We start from the raw sequence: 14,987 nt of genomic DNA on the forward strand, positions 1-14,987 counted from the left end.
CAGCCTAGACGGGTTTCCACCCATGCCGCCCGGTTCATCTCCCCGTCGGGTGGTGTACATGGCCGAAACCTTGACAACTGGCCGGAGCAGGCAGGAGATTGACGCGCGTAGAGTCCCGCGCCACGTCACATCCCCGGAGGGATCCGTTGGCCAGCAAGTCCTCCACGCGCCTCGCCGCGCTCACCGTCGCCGCGGTCTGCTCGGCGGCGTCCACCGTCGTCCTCACCGTGCCCGCGCACGCCGGCTCAGCCCCGGCCGACTCCGTGCGGATCCACGACATCCAGGGCAGCACCCGGCTGTCCCCGTACGCCGGCCGCCAGGTCACGGACGTGGCCGGAATCGTCACCGGCGTCCGGGACTACGGCTCCTCCAAGGGCTTCTGGATCCAGGACCCGCGGCCCGACGCGGACCCGGCCACCAGTGAGGGCGTCTTCGTCTTCACCAGCAAGGCCCCCCAGGTCGCCGTCGGTGACGCGGTCACCGTCTCCGGCACGGTCTCGGAGTACGTCCCCGGCGGCACCTCCTCGGGGAACCAGTCGTTGACCGAGATCACCCGCCCGACGGTCGCCGTCCTCTCGGGCGGCAATGCCCTCCCGGCCGCGACGACCGTCTCCGCCCGGTCCGTGCCCCACGCGTACGCCCCCGCGGGCGACGCGGCGGCGAACGGCTCGGTCAACGGCCTGGCCCTGAGGCCGGGGGCGTACGCCCTGGACTACTACGAGTCGCTGGAGGGCATGAGCGTCCGGGTCGCCGACGCCCGGGTGGTCGGCGCCTCGGACCCGTACACCGAGTTGTGGGTCACGGTGAAGCCCTGGGAGAACCCGAACCGCCGCGGTGGCACGGTCTATAGCTCCTACGACGATCAGAACACCGGACGGCTGCAGATCCAGTCGCTGGGCAAGCCGGCCGACTTCCCCGCCGCCGACGTGGGCGACACCCTCGCCGGCACCACCGCCGGTCCGCTGGACTACAACCAGTACGGCGGCTACACGCTGGTCGCGAGCGAGATCGGCGCCCTGGAGAAGGGCGGTACGGAGCGCGAGTCGACGCGTCGGCAGAGCGCGCGCGAGCTGGCGGTGGCGACGTACAACGTCGAGAACCTCGACCCGTCGGACGACACCTTCGCCGCGCACGCCGACGCGATCGTGCACCATCTGAAGGCGCCCGACATCGTGTCGCTGGAGGAGATCCAGGACAACAACGGCGCCACGGACGACGGCACCGTGGCGGCCGACGCGACGGTCGGGAAGCTGATCGACGCGATCGTCGCGGCCGGCGGCCCCCGCTACGAGTGGCGGGGCATCGACCCGGTGGACAAGGCGGACGGCGGCGAGCCCGGCGGCAACATCCGCCAGGCGTTCCTGTTCAACCCGGAGAGGGTCTCCTTCACCGACCGCGCGGGCGGCGACGCCACCACGGCGACCGGGGTGCGCAAGGTGCGCGGCAAGGCGGCGCTGACCCTCTCCCCCGGCCGGGTCGACCCGGCGGACCCGGCCTGGGAGGACAGCCGCAAGCCGCTGGCCGGTGAGTTCGTCTTCCGCGGCCGGACGGTCTTCGTCATCGCCAACCACTTCAACTCCAAGGGCGGCGACCAGGGTCTGACGGCGCAGTACCAGCCGCCGTCGCGCAGCTCGGAGACCCAGCGCCACGCCCAGGCGAAGGTGGTGAACACCTTCGTGAAGGAGATCCTGGCCACCCAGAAGAACGCGGACGTCGTCGCCCTCGGCGACATCAACGACTTCGAGTTCTCCGAGACCGCGCGCCTCCTGGAGGACGGCGGCGCCCTGTGGTCGGCGGTGAAGTCGCTGCCGAGGAGCGAGCGCTACTCGTACGTCTACCAGGGCAACAGCCAGGTCCTGGACCAGATCCTGGTGAGCCCGTCGGTCCGCCACGGCCACCTGTCCTACGACAGCGTGCACGTCAACGCCGAGTTCCACGACCAGATCAGCGACCACGACCCGCAGGTGCTGCGGTTCCGTCCGTGACCGGACCCCGGTGGGGGCGGGTGCGGGGTTTCAGCGGGGCACGAGGCCCAGCGCGTGGTCGTAGCGACCGACCGTGCTGCTCTTCAGGCCCGGCCAGTTGTGTACCCGCTCCCACTGGGACGTCGCCGAGCCGACACCGTCGCCCGGCGCGGCGAGTGCGTCGATGTGGGCCCGCGCGCTCTCCCACTCGGCGTAGTTGAGGACGCGCGTGCCGTCGGTACTGAGGTGGAAGTGGGCGGAGATGCCGCCGGGGTGCGGCCGCGGCTCGCTCTCCAGGGCCTCGAAGACGGCGTCGACCCAGGCGCGCTGCCGGTCGGGGTCGGGCCCCTCGAACTCGACCTCGACGATCACGACACAGCCCGGGACGACGGCCGCCGCCCCGGGCTCGCGGGTCGCGGCGCGGTAGTGCCGGTACCTGCCGAGGCCCAGCCGTTCGATGCCCGGCACGGCGGTGTCGATCTCGTCGACGCGTTCCTGCCGGTGCACCTTCGCGAAGGCCTCGTACGCCTGCTCGCTCGCCCACTGGGAGTGGTGCAGCAGGGTGCTGCCGTCGTGCCCGGTGTAGACGTGGTAGCCGCGCAGGTCTTCGGCGGGCCAGGGCCGGTTCTCCCAGGTACGGGCGATGGCGTCGACGGTCTGCCGCTGCCGTTCGGGGGTGCCGACCCGCCAGGTGCTGAAGAAGGGCGCCAGGACGTCGGGGCGGGCGAGGCGGGGGTGGGCGTCGGTGCGGCGGGTCATGCCGGGCCTCCGGTGATCGGTGGTTGTCGGGTGCACGCACCACCCTCCGACCTCGACCAAGGTTGAGGTCAAGCCCTGCCCGTGCCGGCACGACGTACGGGGCGAGGGGCCCCGCCCGGAGCCCCTCGCCGCGCCTCACCCTCCGGGCTCAGCAGTGCCCGTGCCGGCGGTGCCGCACGAGGCTCGCCGCGACCACCACGCCCGCCGCCGCCCCCGCGGCCAGCACGGCGCGCGGGTGCCCGAGCCCCGCCCGCACCGCACCGCGCGCCCGTCCCGACGGCGTGTGCCGCTCCGCGGCGTCCCGGGCCCGGCCCGCCTTGTCCTGCGCGGTGTGCCCGGCCCGGCCCGCCTTGTCCTGTACGGCGTGCCCGGCGTGCGCGGCGGAACTGCGCAGTTGCACGCTCATGGCGCCGGCCTTGTCCTTCAGGTCGGCGGCCCGGGCCTTGGCGCGGCCCTTGACGTCGGCCTTGCCCGCCAGCTCCTCCACGGTGTCGCCGAGCCGGCCGCGGGTCTCTTCGATCTGCCTGCGCAGCTCGTCGGGGCCCTTCGCCCCGCCGACCGGCTGCGCGGTGGAGCCGCTCCTCGAACCGTCCCGGCTCGTCGCGTCGGTCATCGATGTGCCCTTTCCCTGATCTGGTCGACGTCGGCCCTGACGCTGCCGAGGGTCTGCTCGGGCTTGGGCGGCACGGCCCGGCGGAGCTGGGCGCGACCGGTCATGGCCAGGACGCCGGCGATCACGAAGAGCGCCGCCGTCACGATGAGCGCCGCGGCCCAGACGGGCAGTACCAGCGAGAGCGCGGCGGCCGCCGTGCCGGCCAGGGCGAACAGGCCCACGTAGGCGATGGCGCCCGCGGCGCCCAGCATCCCGCCGCCGCGCCCGGCCCGCTTGCCCTTCTCGGCCAGTTCCATCTTGGCCAGGGCCACTTCCTGGCGCACGAGCCGGGAGAGCTGTTCGGTGGCCTGCCCGACGAGTTCGCCCACGGAGTGCTGCTCGTCGCGCACCGGCCTGGTGTGCATGGTTCCGGTCACGGTGTTCCCGCCTCCTCTCGGTTCGGAGCACCCCGGGTACCCCGGCCCGAACGGCACTACCCCCACCGCCGCCCACGCCGTCACGGGTGCCCGGGCACCACCCCATTCCTGAAGCATCCCTTACAGACACCTCGTAGAAGAATTAAGTGGAGCTACACTGTCCGGCCGCCGACACTACTCCCATGACGACAGACGAGGACCGCCCCGCCGCCCCCTTCGGCCGCGCCCTGTGCGCGATGGTCACGCCCTTCACCGAGTCCGGCGCCCTCGACCTCGACGGCGCCCGGCGGCTCGCCGGGCGCCTGGTCTCCCGGGGCTGCGACGGCCTGGTGCTGTCGGGCACCACGGGCGAGTCGCCGACCACCACGGACGCCGAGAAGGCGGCGCTGGTGACGGCGGTCCGGGAGGCGGTCGGGGACCGGGCGGCGCTGGTCGCCGGGGTCGGCACATCGGACACCCGGCACACCGTGGAACTGGCCCTGGCTGCCGAGAAGGCGGGCGCCGACGGGCTGCTGGTGGTCGCGCCGTACTACAGCAGGCCTCCGCAGGACGCCCTGGAGGCGCACTTCCGCGAGGTCGCCGACGCGAGCGGGCTGCCCGTGATGGTCTACGACATCCCGGGCCGCACCGGCACCCGCGTCGAACCCGACACCCTGGTCCGCCTCGCCGGGCACCCGCGGATCGTCGCCGTCAAGGACTGCGCCTACGACCTCCTCGGCACCCAGAAGGTGCTGTCCCGCACCGGCCTGGCGTACTACGCGGGCTGCGACGAGCAGGTCCTCGCGCTGTACGCGGTCGGAGCGGCGGGGTACGTCAGCACCGTCGCCAACGTCGTGCCGGACCTGTTCCGGGCCGTCCTCGACGCCTTCGACGCGGGCGACACCGGGCGGGCCGCCGCGCTCCAGCGGCGGGCGATTCCGCTCATCGAGTCGATGATGGCGGCCGGACTGCCCGGCACGGTCACCGCCAAGGCCCTCCTCGGCGCCCTGGGCCTCCCGGCCGGCCCGGTCCGCGCGCCGCTGCGGCCCGCGGACCGGGAGACCACGGCCGGCCTGCTGGCGGCCTACGAGGAACTGGCCGCCCGCACCGGTCAGTTCCAGGCGTAGCCGTCGCCGAACAGCAGGGTGTGCTCCAGCACGTCCTCCGCGGGGTCGTCGATCTGTCCGACGTGGACGTTGAGGAGCCCCACGCGGGGGCCGTTGTGCGAGCCGGTCGTCGTCTCGTCGGCGTGCGCGGCCCCCGCCGCCCACACCGACCCGCAGCACACCAGCACCGCGGCACCCGCCCCGGCCAGCAGGCGTGCCACGGTCCCCATCCGCTCGTTCGTCGTCCCAGGCGTCATCCAGGCCCCTCGTTTCGTCGGATCGGCCTCTGATCGGACTCTGCGTCCACCCGTTCATCCGCCAAGACCACCGGTAAGTCACGGGCAGTCATCCGTACGTGCGGGTTACGGTCGCCCGCGATGAGCAGAAGGCGCTACGTGGCCCGGGGCGTGCCGGGCGGATACCGCATATGGGACAGCAAGGGCCGCCGCTGGTGGGGCGACCACTACGAGCTGTGCCCCGACGACCTCCTGACCGAGCTGAACGGAGCGGCCGACCAGGCCCGGGTCACCGCGCTGCTGAAGCGCTACCGGGCCCTGAAACGCTGAGCGCCGTAGGCTGAGTCCCCGCGGATGACCGCCAGGGGCGACAGGAGGCGACCGAGGTGCCGGAGAAGACGCCGACCGAACCGACGGTGGCCGAGGTGCTGGCCGAGCTGGCCGGGCTCGAGGACCCGCGCATCCGGGCCGTGAACGAGAAGCACGGCGACGACCACGGTGTGAACCTCACCAAGCTGCGCGCGCTCGCGAAGCGCCTGAAGACCCAGCCGGAACTCGCGCGCCGGCTCTGGGCCACGGACGACACCGCCGCACGCCTGCTGAGCCTCCTGATCTGCCGCCCGAAGTCCTACGACCGCGAGGAACTCGACACCATGCTGCGCCAGGCCCGCACCCCCAAGGTGCACGACTGGCTCGTGAACTACGTGGTGAAGAAGAATCCGCACGCCGAGGAACTGCGCGTGGCCTGGACCGCCGCCCCGGACGCGGTGGTCGCGAGCGCCGGCTGGGCACTGACCACCGAACGCGTGACGAGGAAGCCCGCCGGTCTCGACCTCACGGCTCTGCTGGACACCGTCGAGTCGGAGATGAAGGACGCCCCGGACCGCCTGCAGTGGGCGATGAACCACTGCCTGGCCCGGATCGGCATCGACCACCCCGAACACCGCCCCCGCGCCCTCGCCATCGGCGAGCGCCTCGGAGTCCTGAAGGACTACCCCACTCCCCCGGGCTGCACCTCCCCCTACGCCCCCGTCTGGATCACGGAGACCGTGCGCCGCCAACAGGAGCAGACCACCCCCGCGAACACCTGAGCGCCCTCCCCGCGAGGGCGGACAGGGCGCTCGGCGAACTGACGTCGGCTCAGTTGTGGCTGTGCAGGATCTCGTTCAGGCCGCCCCACACCGCGTTGTTCGGGCGGGCCTCGACCGTGCCCGTGACCGAGTTGCGGCGGAAGAGGATGTTCGAGGCGCCGGAGAGTTCGCGGGCCTTGACGATCTGGCCGTCGGGCATCGTGACGCGGGTGCCCGCGGTGACGTAGAGGCCGGCCTCGACCACGCACTCGTCGCCCAGCGCGATGCCGACGCCCGCCTCGGCGCCGACCAGGCAGCGCTCGCCGATGGTGATGCGGACGTTGCCGCCGCCGGAGAGGGTGCCCATGGTGGAGGCGCCGCCGCCGATGTCGGAGCCGTCGCCGACGACGACGCCCGCGGAGATGCGGCCCTCGACCATCGAGGTGCCCAGCGTGCCGGCGTTGAAGTTGACGAAGCCCTCGTGCATGACCGTGGTGCCCGCGGAGAGGTGCGCGCCGAGCCGGACCCGGTCGGCGTCGGCGATGCGGACGCCCTTGGGGGCGACGTAGTCCGTCATGCGGGGGAACTTGTCGATCGAGGTGACCTGGAGGTGCAGGCCCTCGGCGCGGGCGTTGAGGCGGACCTTCTCGATGTCGTCGACGGCGACCGGGCCGAGCGAGGTCCAGGCGACGTTGGCGAGGAAGGCGAACTGGCCCTCCAGGCTCAGGCCGTGCGGCTTGACCAGGCGGTGGGAGAGCAGGTGCAGGCGCAGGTAGACGTCGTGCGTGTCGACCGGCTTCGCGTCCAGCGAGGAGATGACCGTGCGGACCGCGACCACCTCGACGCCGCGGCGGGCGTCCGGACCGACCGCGGCGGTGGCGCCGCCGCCCAGGAGTTCGGCGGCCTGTTCGGCGGTGAGGCGCTCGGTGCCGGAGGGACCGGGCTCGTCGGACAGTTCGGGGGCCGGGAACCAGGTGTCGAGGACGGTGCCGTCGGCGGCGATCGTGGCGAGGCCGGCGGCCACGGCGCCGGTGGTGCGGGGAGCAGTCGTGTCGGTCATGAGGGCAACCTAACCGGCCGTCGCCGGTGGAAGCGAGCCGGGACCGCGGCCGTCTCGGGTGCCGGGCGCGGGGACCAGCCGGGCCAGCACCTCCCGGGCGTACTCCTCGTCGTACGGCGTGTCCGTCAGCAGCACCTGGAGGCAGATGCCGTCCATTACGGCGACCAGGGCGCGGGCCGTGGTGGGGTCGGTGCGGGCGGCGAGCAGGGCGCCCACGCCCTCGGCCCACTCGGCGGCGACCGGGCGCAGGGCGGGGCGGCGCAGGGCGGCGAGGTACAGCTCGTACTCCAGCTCCACGCCGGTGCGGTCGCCGCCCAGCCATGCGCCGAGGACGCGGGCGAGTCCGCCGGGCAGGTCGGCCGCGGGGTCGGACAGGGCGGGGTGGGCGGCGACGACCTTGGCGAAGCCCTCGTTGGCCTGGCGCAGGGCGGCGACCATGAGGTCGTCCAGGGTCGCGAAGTGGTACGTCGTGGAGCCGAGCGGCACGTCCGCCTCGGCGGCGACGCTGCGGTGGCTGAGCCCGGCGATGCCCTTCTGTCCGACGACCCGGATCGCGGCGTCGATGAGGCGCTGGCGGCGCTCCGGATCGTGGCGGCGGGGCATCAGTGCGCCCCGCCCAGGTTGAGGACGACGACGCCGATGATGATCAGCGCGATGCCGGCGGCCTTGGTGGGGGTCATCCCCTCGCCCATGAAGGCGACCCCGATGGCGGCGATGGCGGCCGTGCCCACCCCGGCCCAGATGGCGTACGCCGTGCCGACGGCGAGGAGCTTCAGGGTCTGGGCGAGGAGCGCGAAGGAGAGGACGTACGCGAGGGCCGTCACCAGGGACGGCACCAGCCTGCTGAACCCCTCGCTGTACTTCATGGCGGTGGTGCCGGCGACCTCGGCGGCGATGGCTCCGGCCAGGAGCAGATATCCCATGTGTACGAGCGTACATAACGAGGGACGCGGGCGGGGCGGAACGCGAGAACGGCGGCACCCGAAGGTGTCGCCGTTCTCCACAGCCGTCGTGCCGGGGTGGCTCAGACGTTGAACCCGAGCGCGCGCAGCTGCTCGCGGCCGTCGTCCGTGATCTTGTCGGGGCCCCACGGCGGCATCCAGACCCAGTTGATGCGCAGCTCGCTGACCAGGCCGTCCGTGGCGGACTTGGCCTGGTCCTCGATCACGTCGGTCAGCGGACAGGCCGCCGACGTCAGGGTCATGTCGACGGTGGCGATGTTCGCGTCGTCGACGTGGATGCCGTAGATCAGGCCGAGGTTGACGACGTCGATGCCCAGCTCGGGGTCCACGACGTCCATCAGGGCCTCGCGGAGTTCCTCCTCCGAGGCCGGCTTCATCTCCAGGGTCTCGCTCATGCCGTCGTCTCCTTCTCGGCGTCGGCGCCGTCCAGCGCCTTGGCCGTCGCGTCCTTCCAGGCCATCCAGCTCAGCAGGGCGCACTTGACCCGGGCCGGGTACTTCGAGACCCCGGCGAACGCGACCGCGTCCTCCAGGACCTCCTCCATGGCGTCGTCCGGCTCGACCCTGCCCTTGGACTGCATCAGCTCCAGGAAGGTCTCCTGGATGCGCTGCGCCTGGGCGAGGTCCTTGCCGACCAGCAGGTCGTTCAGCACGGAGGCGCTCGCCTGGCTGATGGAGCAGCCCTGGCCCTCGTAGCTGACGTCGCTGATCGTCGTGCCGTCGTACTTCACGCGGAGCGTGATCTCGTCCCCGCAGGTGGGGTTGACGTGGTGGACCTCGGCGTCGCCATCCCGCAAGCCCCGCCCGTGCGGGTTCTTGTAGTGGTCCAGGATGACTTCCTGGTACATGGAGTCCAGCTTCATGCTCTTCGCTCGTCCCGTCAGCCGAAGAAGTTCCGTACGTGCTCCAGGCCGTCGACCAGCGCGTCGATCTCGGCCGGCGTGGAGTACAGATAGAACGACGCTCGCGTGGTCGCAGGAATTCCGTAGCGCAGGCAGACGGGACGGGCGCAGTGGTGGCCGACCCGGACCGCGATGCCCTGCTCGTCGAGGACCTGGCCCACGTCGTGCGGGTGGATGTCCCCCAGCGTGAAGGAGATCGCCGCACCGCGCTCCTCGGCCGTGGTGGGGCCGATGATGCGCAGGTCCGGGACCTCCAGCAGCCGCTTGACCGCGTACTCGGTCAGCGCGTGCTCGTGGGCGAGGACCTTGTCCATGCCGATCGCGTTGAGGTAGTCGATCGCCGCGCCGAGGCCGACCGCCTGCGCGACCGGCGGCGTGCCCGCCTCGAACTTGTGCGGTGCCGGGGCGTAGGTGGAGGAGTGCATCGAGACGGTCTCGATCATCTCGCCGCCGCCGAGGAACGGCGGGAGGTCCTCCAGCAGCTCCTGGCGGCCCCACAGGACGCCGATGCCGGTCGGGCCGCACATCTTGTGGCCGGTGAAGGCCACGAAGTCGGCCTGGAGGGCCTGTACGTCCAGCGGCATGTGCGGCGCGGCCTGGGAGGCGTCGACGCACACCAGCGCGCCGACCTCCTGGGCGCGGCGCACGATCGCCTCGACCGGGTTCTGGGTGCCCAGGATGTTGGAGACCAGCACGAAGGAGACGATCTTCGTCTTCTCGGTGATGACCTCGTCGATGTTGGACAGGTCCAGGCGGCCGTCGTCCGTGAGACCGAACCAGCGGAGCTTCGCGCCGGTGCGCTGCGCGAGCAGCTGCCACGGCACGATGTTGGAGTGGTGCTCCATCTCCGTGATGACGATCTCGGTCTCGTGATCCACGCGGTAGGGCTCGTCGGCCCAGCCCAGCATGTTGGCGACCAGGTTGAGGGACTCCGAGGCGTTCTTGGTGAAGATCACCTCGTCGCGCGAGGGCGCGTTGATGAACTCCGCGACCTTGTCACGCGCGCCCTCGTACAGCGCCGTGGCCTCCTCGGCGAGGACGTGCACGCCGCGGTGGACGTTGGCGTTGTAGCGCTCGTAGTACTCGCTGAGCGCGTCCAGCACCTGCCGCGGCTTCTGGCTGGTCGCCGCGTTGTCCAGGTACACGAGCTTCTGCCCGTCGTGGACCTGGCGGTCCAGGATGGGGAAGTCCTTGCGGATCGCCTCGGTGTCGAGGAGGCCCGGCAGCTGTGTCACTCGGATGCGCCACCCTTCGTGTATGCCTCGTAGCCCTCGGCCTCGAGCTTGTCGGCCAGCTCGGCGCCGCCGGACTCGGCGATGCGGCCGTTGGCGAAGACGTGGACGTGGTCGGGCTTGATGTAGCGCAGAATGCGCGTGTAGTGCGTGATCAGCAGCGTGCCGACCTCGCCTGACTCGCGGACCCGGTTGACGCCCTCGGAGACGACGCGCAGGGCGTCGACGTCCAGGCCGGAGTCGGTCTCGTCGAGGATCGCGACCTTCGGCTTGAGCAGCTCCAGCTGGAGGATCTCGTGGCGCTTCTTCTCACCGCCGGAGAAGCCCTCGTTGACGTTGCGCTCGGCGAAGGCGGGGTCCATGTTGAGGCGCTCCATGGCCTCCTTGACCTCCTTGACCCAGTGCCGCAGCTTGGGGGCCTCGCCGCGGACGGCGGTGGCGGAGGTGCGCAGGAAGTTGGAGACGGAGACGCCGGGGACCTCGACCGGGTACTGCATGGCGAGGAAGAGGCCGGCGCGGGCGCGCTCGTCGACGGACATCTCCAGGACGTCCTCGCCGTCGAGGGTGACGGAGCCGCTGGTGATCGTGTACTTGGGGTGACCCGCCAGCGAGTAGGCGAGGGTCGACTTGCCGGAGCCGTTCGGGCCCATGATGGCGTGCGTCTCGCCCTGCTTCACGGTGAGGTCGACGCCCTTGAGGATCTCCTTCGTGGCGTTGTCGGCCTCGACGGTGACGTGCAGGTCTCGGATTTCAAGCGTTGCCATGGGTGCCTCAGGACTCCTGGGTGAGGGAGGCGCGTACGTCAACGAGGACGCTGCCCCCTTCGATCTTTACGGGGTATACGGGGACGGGGCGCGTCGCCGGAAGGCTGTCGGGCTTGCCGGAGCGGAGGTCGAAGCGCGAGCCGTGCAGCCAGCACTCGATGTGGCAGTCGTCGACCTCCCCCTCGGCGAGGGAGACGTTCGCGTGCGAGCAGATGTCGTTGATCGCGAAGACCTCGCCCTCGGTCCGCACGACGGAGATCGGCGTGCCGTCGAGTTCCACCCGCTTCGGGGTGTCCTCCTCCAGCTCGTCCGCTCCACAGACGCGTACGAAGGTCATGCGACCGACGCCTCCAGCTCCTTCTCGATCTTGGCGAGGAGGCGTTCCTCGATGTCGGCGACGCCGATCTGCTGGACCAGCTCGGCGAAGAAGCCGCGGACCACCAGGCGGCGGGCGTCGAGCTCGGGGATGCCGCGCGCCATCAGGTAGAAGAGCTGCTCGTCGTCGAAGCGGCCGGTCGCGGAGGCGTGGCCGGCGCCGACGATCTCGCCGGTCTCGATCTCCAGGTTCGGCACCGAGTCGACCCGCGCGCCGTCGGTGAGGACGAGGTTGCGGTTCATCTCGTAGGTGTCGGTCCCCTCGGCCGCGGCCTCGATGAGCACGTCGCCGATCCAGACGGCGTGCGCGTCGTCGCCCTGGAGCGCGCCCTTGTAGACGACGTTCGACTTGCAGTGCGGGACGTTGTGGTCGACCAGGAGGCGGTGCTCCTGGTGCTGGCCGGCGTCGGTGAAGTACAGGCCGAACAGCTCGGCCTCGCCGCCGGGTCCCGCGTAGGCCACGCGCGGGTGCAGGCGGACCAGGTCGCCGCCGAAGGTGACCACGAAGGACTTGAAGGTGGCGTCGCGGCCGATCAGCGCGTTGTGCTGGCCGACGTGCACGGCCTTGTCGTCCCAGTCCTGGACGGAGACGACGGTCAGCTTGGCGCCGTCGCCCAGGACGTAGTCGACGTTGGCGGCGAGCACGGCGTCGCCGGAGTGGTCGATGACGACCACGGCCTCGGCGAAGGCGCCCAGCTCGACGACCTGGTGGCCGTAGGCGGTGCCGCCCTCGCCGTGCACGACGATGCGGATCGGCTCGGTGAGGACCGTCTCCTTGGGGACGGTGATCACGCCGGCCTTCTCGAACGCCGAGTAGGCCTGGGCGGCGACCCGGTCCACGGGGGTGCCGGCCCGGCCGATGCGCGCGTCGTCGCGGCCGACGGTCTCGACGACGACGCCCTCGGGCGCGTCGATGTCGACCTTCACGCCGTCACCGGTGGCGACGGCGGTGCCGTCGTGCAGCCCGCGCAGCCGCTCCAGCGGGGTGAACCGCCATTCCTCCTCGCGGCCGTGGGGGACCGGGAAGTCCGCCACGTCGAAGGACGCGGGTGCGCTCATGCGCGTGGCGACGGTCGACTCGGCGGCCACCGCGATCTGGCCCGCGGTGGTGGACCCCACGGGGATGTTCTGAGCCTCAGCCATGGCTGTCGGTCTGCTCTCTTCCTACGTTCCTGGATCTGGTGACTGCGGTGGGGCGGGGGTCAGCCGACCGCGCCCTCCATCTGCAGCTCGATCAGCCGGTTGAGCTCGAGTGCGTACTCCATGGGCAGCTCCTTGGCGATCGGCTCGACGAAGCCGCGCACGATCATCGCCATCGCCTCGAACTCGCTCAGACCGCGGCTCATCAGGTAGAAGAGCTGGTCCTCGGAGACCTTGGAGACGGTCGCCTCGTGGCCCATGGACACGTCGTCCTCGCGGACGTCCACGTAGGGGTACGTGTCGGAGCGGGAGATGGTGTCGACGAGCAGCGCGTCGCACAGCACGTTCGACTTGGAGCCGTGGGCGCCCTCGCCGATCTCGACGAGGCCGCGGTAGGAGGTGCGGCCGCCGCCCCGCGCCACGGACTTCGACACGATGTTGGAGGAGGTGTTCGGCGCCATGTGGACCATCTTGGAGCCGGCGTCCTGGTGCTGGCCCTCGCCCGCGAAGGCGATGGACAGGGTCTCGCCCTTGGCGTGCTCGCCCATCAGGTAGACGGCCGGGTACTTCATCGTCACCTTGGAGCCGATGTTGCCGTCGATCCACTCCATGGTCGCGCCCTCGTACGCCACAGCGCGCTTGGTGACCAGGTTGTAGACGTTGTTCGACCAGTTCTGGATGGTCGTGTAGCGGCAGCGGGCGTTCTTCTTGACGATGATCTCGACCACGGCGGAGTGCAGCGAGTCCGACTTGTAGATCGGCGCGGTGCAGCCCTCGACGTAGTGCACGTAGGCACCCTCGTCGACGATGATCAGGGTCCGCTCGAACTGGCCCATGTTCTCCGTGTTGATGCGGAAGTAGGCCTGGAGCGGGATCTCGACGTGCACGCCCTTCGGGACGTAGATGAAGGAGCCGCCGGACCACACGGCGCTGTTCAGCGAGGCGAACTTGTTGTCACCGACGGGGATGACGGTGCCGAAGTACTCCTTGAAGAGCTCCGGGTGCTCCTTCAGGGCCGTGTCGGTGTCCAGGAAGATGACGCCCTGCTCCTCCAGGTCCTCGCGGATCTGGTGGTAGACGACCTCCGACTCGTACTGCGCGGCGACACCGGCGACGAGGCGCTGCTTCTCCGCCTCGGGGATGCCGAGCTTGTCGTACGTGTTCTTGATGTCCTCGGGCAGGTCCTCCCAGGACTCCGCCTGCTTCTCCGTGGAGCGCACGAAGTACTTGATGTTGTCGAAGTCGATCCCCGACAGGTCCGAGCCCCAGTTCGGCATGGGCTTCTTCTCGAAGAGGCGCAGGCCCTTGAGACGGAGCTTGGTCATCCACTCCGGCTCGTTCTTCTTCGCGGAGATGTCGCGGACGACGTCCTCGTTGATGCCGCGCTTGGCAGAGGCGCCGGCCGTGTCGGAGTCGGCCCAGCCGTATTCGTACTTGCCCAGGCCCTCGAGCTCAGGGTGAGCAGTCTCCGTGGGGAGAGTCATGCGGGGTTCCTCCCGGCCGTGCTTGCGGATGCGTTGTGGGTCGTGGAAATCGTCTCGGAAGCCGTCTCGGACATCTCGGGGGGCTTCGAAGTCTTCGGAATGAACGTGGTGCACACCCCGTCGCCGTGGGCGATGGTCGCGAGACGCTGTACATGCGTACCGAGCAGCTCGGCGAAAAATTCCGTCTCCGCCTCGCACAGCTGCGGGAACTGCTCCGCGACGTGGGCGACCGGGCAGTGGTGCTGGCACAGCTGCTCGCCCTGCTGGGGGTGGGGTGCGCTCCGCGCGGTAGCAGCGTACCCGTCCGTGCTCAGGGCCTTGGCCAGCGCTTCGGTGCGCTGCTCGGCGGGAACGGACTCGACGGCCGCGCGGTACGCGCCCGACTGGGCGGCGATCCGGGCGCGGGCGAAGGCGGCGATCGCCTGCTCCCCGCCCTCCTGCTCGGCGATCCAGCGCAGGGCGTCGGCGGCCAGCTTGTCGTACGACTGGTCGAAGGCGTCCCGGCCGCAGTCGGTGAGCGCGAAGACCTTGGCGGGCCGCCCGCGCGTGCGCGTGCCGTAGACCCGCTGCTCGCGGGCCTCCACCACGTCGTCGGCGACCAGGGCGTCGAGGTGGCGCCGGACGGCGGCCTGGGTCAGGCCCAGGCGCCCGGCGAGCTCGGCGACGGTGGACGGCCCGTGGTCCAGGATGGAGCGCGCGACACGGTTGCGGGTGGACCGCTCACCGGTCGCGAGTTCCTCCTGCGGAGCCTCGCCGACGTTTTTCACAACGCCATTGTTGCGTAATTCCTCCGGGGTGGGCAAGCCGCGTCCGGATCATCGAACGGTGCCCTGCGTCACTTAGGCATACCTAAGGTGACCTGCGGAAACGATCTTTGATCGATCAGCGGCGGGCCAATCCACTGGCGTCCGCGAGTGTCTTCCGGA

General features: G+C 70.9%; 19 protein-coding genes. 4 read left to right on the forward strand and 15 right to left on the reverse strand.

The window, feature by feature from the left end:
* Positions 1–146 precede the first annotated feature (146 nt).
* The gene (locus tag ACZ56V_RS25140) at positions 147–1,985 is read left to right on the forward strand and encodes an endonuclease/exonuclease/phosphatase family protein (RefSeq protein WP_468945376.1); all 1,839 of its coding nucleotides are present in this window, start codon (positions 147–149) and stop codon (positions 1,983–1,985) included.
* Positions 1,986–2,015: 30 nt separating this feature from the next.
* On the opposite strand, the gene ACZ56V_RS25145 is transcribed toward ACZ56V_RS25140, so the two are convergent.
* From ACZ56V_RS25145 to ACZ56V_RS25155, 3 genes are all read right to left on the reverse strand, one after another.
* Complete coding sequence (locus tag ACZ56V_RS25145) at positions 2,016–2,723, reverse strand: antibiotic biosynthesis monooxygenase (protein WP_468945379.1); 708 nt, start codon at positions 2,721–2,723, stop codon at positions 2,016–2,018.
* A 148-nt stretch (positions 2,724–2,871) separates the two neighbouring features.
* On the reverse strand, positions 2,872–3,336 hold the full coding sequence (locus tag ACZ56V_RS25150) for a DUF3618 domain-containing protein (protein ID WP_467383946.1): 465 nt from the start codon (positions 3,334–3,336) through the stop codon (positions 2,872–2,874).
* Positions 3,333–3,752: a phage holin family protein gene (locus ACZ56V_RS25155; RefSeq protein WP_398912540.1), complete on the reverse strand. Its 420-nt coding sequence runs from the start codon at positions 3,750–3,752 to the stop codon at positions 3,333–3,335. The genes ACZ56V_RS25150 and ACZ56V_RS25155 overlap by 4 nt, the downstream gene beginning before the upstream one ends.
* A 182-nt stretch (positions 3,753–3,934) precedes the next feature.
* Between ACZ56V_RS25155 and dapA the strand changes: the two genes are divergently transcribed.
* Positions 3,935–4,858 carry a 4-hydroxy-tetrahydrodipicolinate synthase gene (dapA, locus tag ACZ56V_RS25160; protein WP_467383947.1) on the forward strand — a complete coding sequence of 308 codons (924 nt, stop codon included), beginning with the start codon at positions 3,935–3,937 and terminating at the stop codon, positions 4,856–4,858.
* On the opposite strand, the gene ACZ56V_RS25165 is transcribed toward dapA, so the two are convergent.
* Complete coding sequence (locus ACZ56V_RS25165; RefSeq protein ID WP_398912542.1) at positions 4,843–5,094, reverse strand: hypothetical protein; 252 nt, start codon at positions 5,092–5,094, stop codon at positions 4,843–4,845. The two genes, dapA and ACZ56V_RS25165, sit on opposite strands and share 16 nt — an antisense overlap.
* Before the next feature lie 120 nt (positions 5,095–5,214).
* Here ACZ56V_RS25165 and ACZ56V_RS25170 point away from each other — a divergent pair, with 120 nt between their 5' ends.
* Positions 5,215–5,403 (forward strand): hypothetical protein, encoded by a 189-nt coding sequence (locus tag ACZ56V_RS25170; RefSeq protein WP_356367165.1) that lies wholly within the window; start codon positions 5,215–5,217, stop codon positions 5,401–5,403.
* A gap of 56 nt (positions 5,404–5,459) precedes the next feature.
* The gene (locus ACZ56V_RS25175; RefSeq protein WP_468945385.1) at positions 5,460–6,164 is read left to right on the forward strand and encodes a DNA alkylation repair protein; all 705 of its coding nucleotides are present in this window, start codon (positions 5,460–5,462) and stop codon (positions 6,162–6,164) included.
* Positions 6,165–6,213: 49 nt separating this feature from the next.
* Here ACZ56V_RS25175 and dapD read toward each other — a convergent pair whose 3' ends face one another.
* From dapD to ACZ56V_RS25230, 11 genes are all read right to left on the reverse strand, one after another.
* Positions 6,214–7,203 carry a 2,3,4,5-tetrahydropyridine-2,6-dicarboxylate N-succinyltransferase gene (dapD, locus tag ACZ56V_RS25180; protein ID WP_398912547.1) on the reverse strand — a complete coding sequence of 330 codons (990 nt, stop codon included), beginning with the start codon at positions 7,201–7,203 and terminating at the stop codon, positions 6,214–6,216.
* Between the two features lie 9 nt (positions 7,204–7,212).
* Positions 7,213–7,806: a TetR/AcrR family transcriptional regulator gene (locus tag ACZ56V_RS25185; RefSeq protein WP_398912548.1), complete on the reverse strand. Its 594-nt coding sequence runs from the start codon at positions 7,804–7,806 to the stop codon at positions 7,213–7,215.
* Complete coding sequence (locus ACZ56V_RS25190) at positions 7,806–8,126, reverse strand: DMT family transporter (protein WP_398912549.1); 321 nt, start codon at positions 8,124–8,126, stop codon at positions 7,806–7,808. Before ACZ56V_RS25190 ends, ACZ56V_RS25185 begins: the two co-directional genes overlap by 1 nt.
* 101 nt (positions 8,127–8,227) lie before the next feature.
* Positions 8,228–8,560 carry a metal-sulfur cluster assembly factor gene (locus ACZ56V_RS25195; protein WP_003976900.1) on the reverse strand — a complete coding sequence of 111 codons (333 nt, stop codon included), beginning with the start codon at positions 8,558–8,560 and terminating at the stop codon, positions 8,228–8,230.
* Positions 8,557–9,027, reverse strand: coding sequence for a Fe-S cluster assembly sulfur transfer protein SufU (gene sufU, locus ACZ56V_RS25200; RefSeq protein ID WP_104635528.1), 471 nt, complete (start codon positions 9,025–9,027; stop codon positions 8,557–8,559). The genes ACZ56V_RS25195 and sufU overlap by 4 nt, the downstream gene beginning before the upstream one ends.
* A gap of 17 nt (positions 9,028–9,044) precedes the next feature.
* Positions 9,045–10,301, reverse strand: coding sequence for a cysteine desulfurase (locus ACZ56V_RS25205; RefSeq protein WP_398912550.1), 1,257 nt, complete (start codon positions 10,299–10,301; stop codon positions 9,045–9,047).
* Positions 10,298–11,062, reverse strand: a complete 765-nt coding sequence (sufC, locus tag ACZ56V_RS25210) for a Fe-S cluster assembly ATPase SufC (protein ID WP_398912551.1) — start codon at positions 11,060–11,062, stop codon at positions 10,298–10,300. Before sufC ends, ACZ56V_RS25205 begins: the two co-directional genes overlap by 4 nt.
* A gap of 7 nt (positions 11,063–11,069) precedes the next feature.
* A complete protein-coding gene (locus tag ACZ56V_RS25215) occupies positions 11,070–11,399 on the reverse strand; it encodes a non-heme iron oxygenase ferredoxin subunit (RefSeq protein WP_271415279.1) in 330 nt (109 codons plus the stop codon).
* Positions 11,396–12,580, reverse strand: coding sequence for a Fe-S cluster assembly protein SufD (sufD, locus tag ACZ56V_RS25220; protein ID WP_398912552.1), 1,185 nt, complete (start codon positions 12,578–12,580; stop codon positions 11,396–11,398). The genes ACZ56V_RS25215 and sufD overlap by 4 nt, the downstream gene beginning before the upstream one ends.
* A 59-nt stretch (positions 12,581–12,639) precedes the next feature.
* A complete protein-coding gene (sufB, locus tag ACZ56V_RS25225) occupies positions 12,640–14,061 on the reverse strand; it encodes a Fe-S cluster assembly protein SufB (RefSeq protein WP_003976894.1) in 1,422 nt (473 codons plus the stop codon).
* Positions 14,058–14,828, reverse strand: coding sequence for a helix-turn-helix transcriptional regulator (locus ACZ56V_RS25230; protein WP_356367126.1), 771 nt, complete (start codon positions 14,826–14,828; stop codon positions 14,058–14,060). The genes sufB and ACZ56V_RS25230 overlap by 4 nt, the downstream gene beginning before the upstream one ends.
* Positions 14,829–14,987: the final 159 nt, after the last annotated feature.

This window comes from Streptomyces sp. NPDC034099 (assembly GCF_055575415.1).

Bases quoted from the DNA above. Each gene is read 5' to 3' on its own strand.
- ACZ56V_RS25145 (WP_468945379.1), bottom strand. From the start codon at position 2,723: ATGACCCGCCGCACCGACGCCCACCCCCGCCTCGCCCGCCCCGACGTC.
- ACZ56V_RS25150 (WP_467383946.1), bottom strand. From the start codon at position 3,336: ATGACCGACGCGACGAGCCGGGACGGTTCGAGGAGCGGCTCCACCGCG.
- dapA (WP_467383947.1), top strand. From the start codon at position 3,935: ATGACGACAGACGAGGACCGCCCCGCCGCCCCCTTCGGCCGCGCCCTG.
- ACZ56V_RS25165 (WP_398912542.1), bottom strand. From the start codon at position 5,094: ATGACGCCTGGGACGACGAACGAGCGGATGGGGACCGTGGCACGCCTG.
- ACZ56V_RS25170 (WP_356367165.1), top strand. From the start codon at position 5,215: ATGAGCAGAAGGCGCTACGTGGCCCGGGGCGTGCCGGGCGGATACCGC.
- dapD (WP_398912547.1), bottom strand. From the start codon at position 7,203: ATGACCGACACGACTGCTCCCCGCACCACCGGCGCCGTGGCCGCCGGC.
- ACZ56V_RS25185 (WP_398912548.1), bottom strand. From the start codon at position 7,806: ATGCCCCGCCGCCACGATCCGGAGCGCCGCCAGCGCCTCATCGACGCC.
- ACZ56V_RS25190 (WP_398912549.1), bottom strand. From the start codon at position 8,126: ATGGGATATCTGCTCCTGGCCGGAGCCATCGCCGCCGAGGTCGCCGGC.
- ACZ56V_RS25195 (WP_003976900.1), bottom strand. From the start codon at position 8,560: ATGAGCGAGACCCTGGAGATGAAGCCGGCCTCGGAGGAGGAACTCCGC.
- sufU (WP_104635528.1), bottom strand. From the start codon at position 9,027: ATGAAGCTGGACTCCATGTACCAGGAAGTCATCCTGGACCACTACAAG.
- sufC (WP_398912551.1), bottom strand. From the start codon at position 11,062: ATGGCAACGCTTGAAATCCGAGACCTGCACGTCACCGTCGAGGCCGAC.
- ACZ56V_RS25215 (WP_271415279.1), bottom strand. From the start codon at position 11,399: ATGACCTTCGTACGCGTCTGTGGAGCGGACGAGCTGGAGGAGGACACC.
- sufD (WP_398912552.1), bottom strand. From the start codon at position 12,580: ATGGCTGAGGCTCAGAACATCCCCGTGGGGTCCACCACCGCGGGCCAG.
- sufB (WP_003976894.1), bottom strand. From the start codon at position 14,061: ATGACTCTCCCCACGGAGACTGCTCACCCTGAGCTCGAGGGCCTGGGC.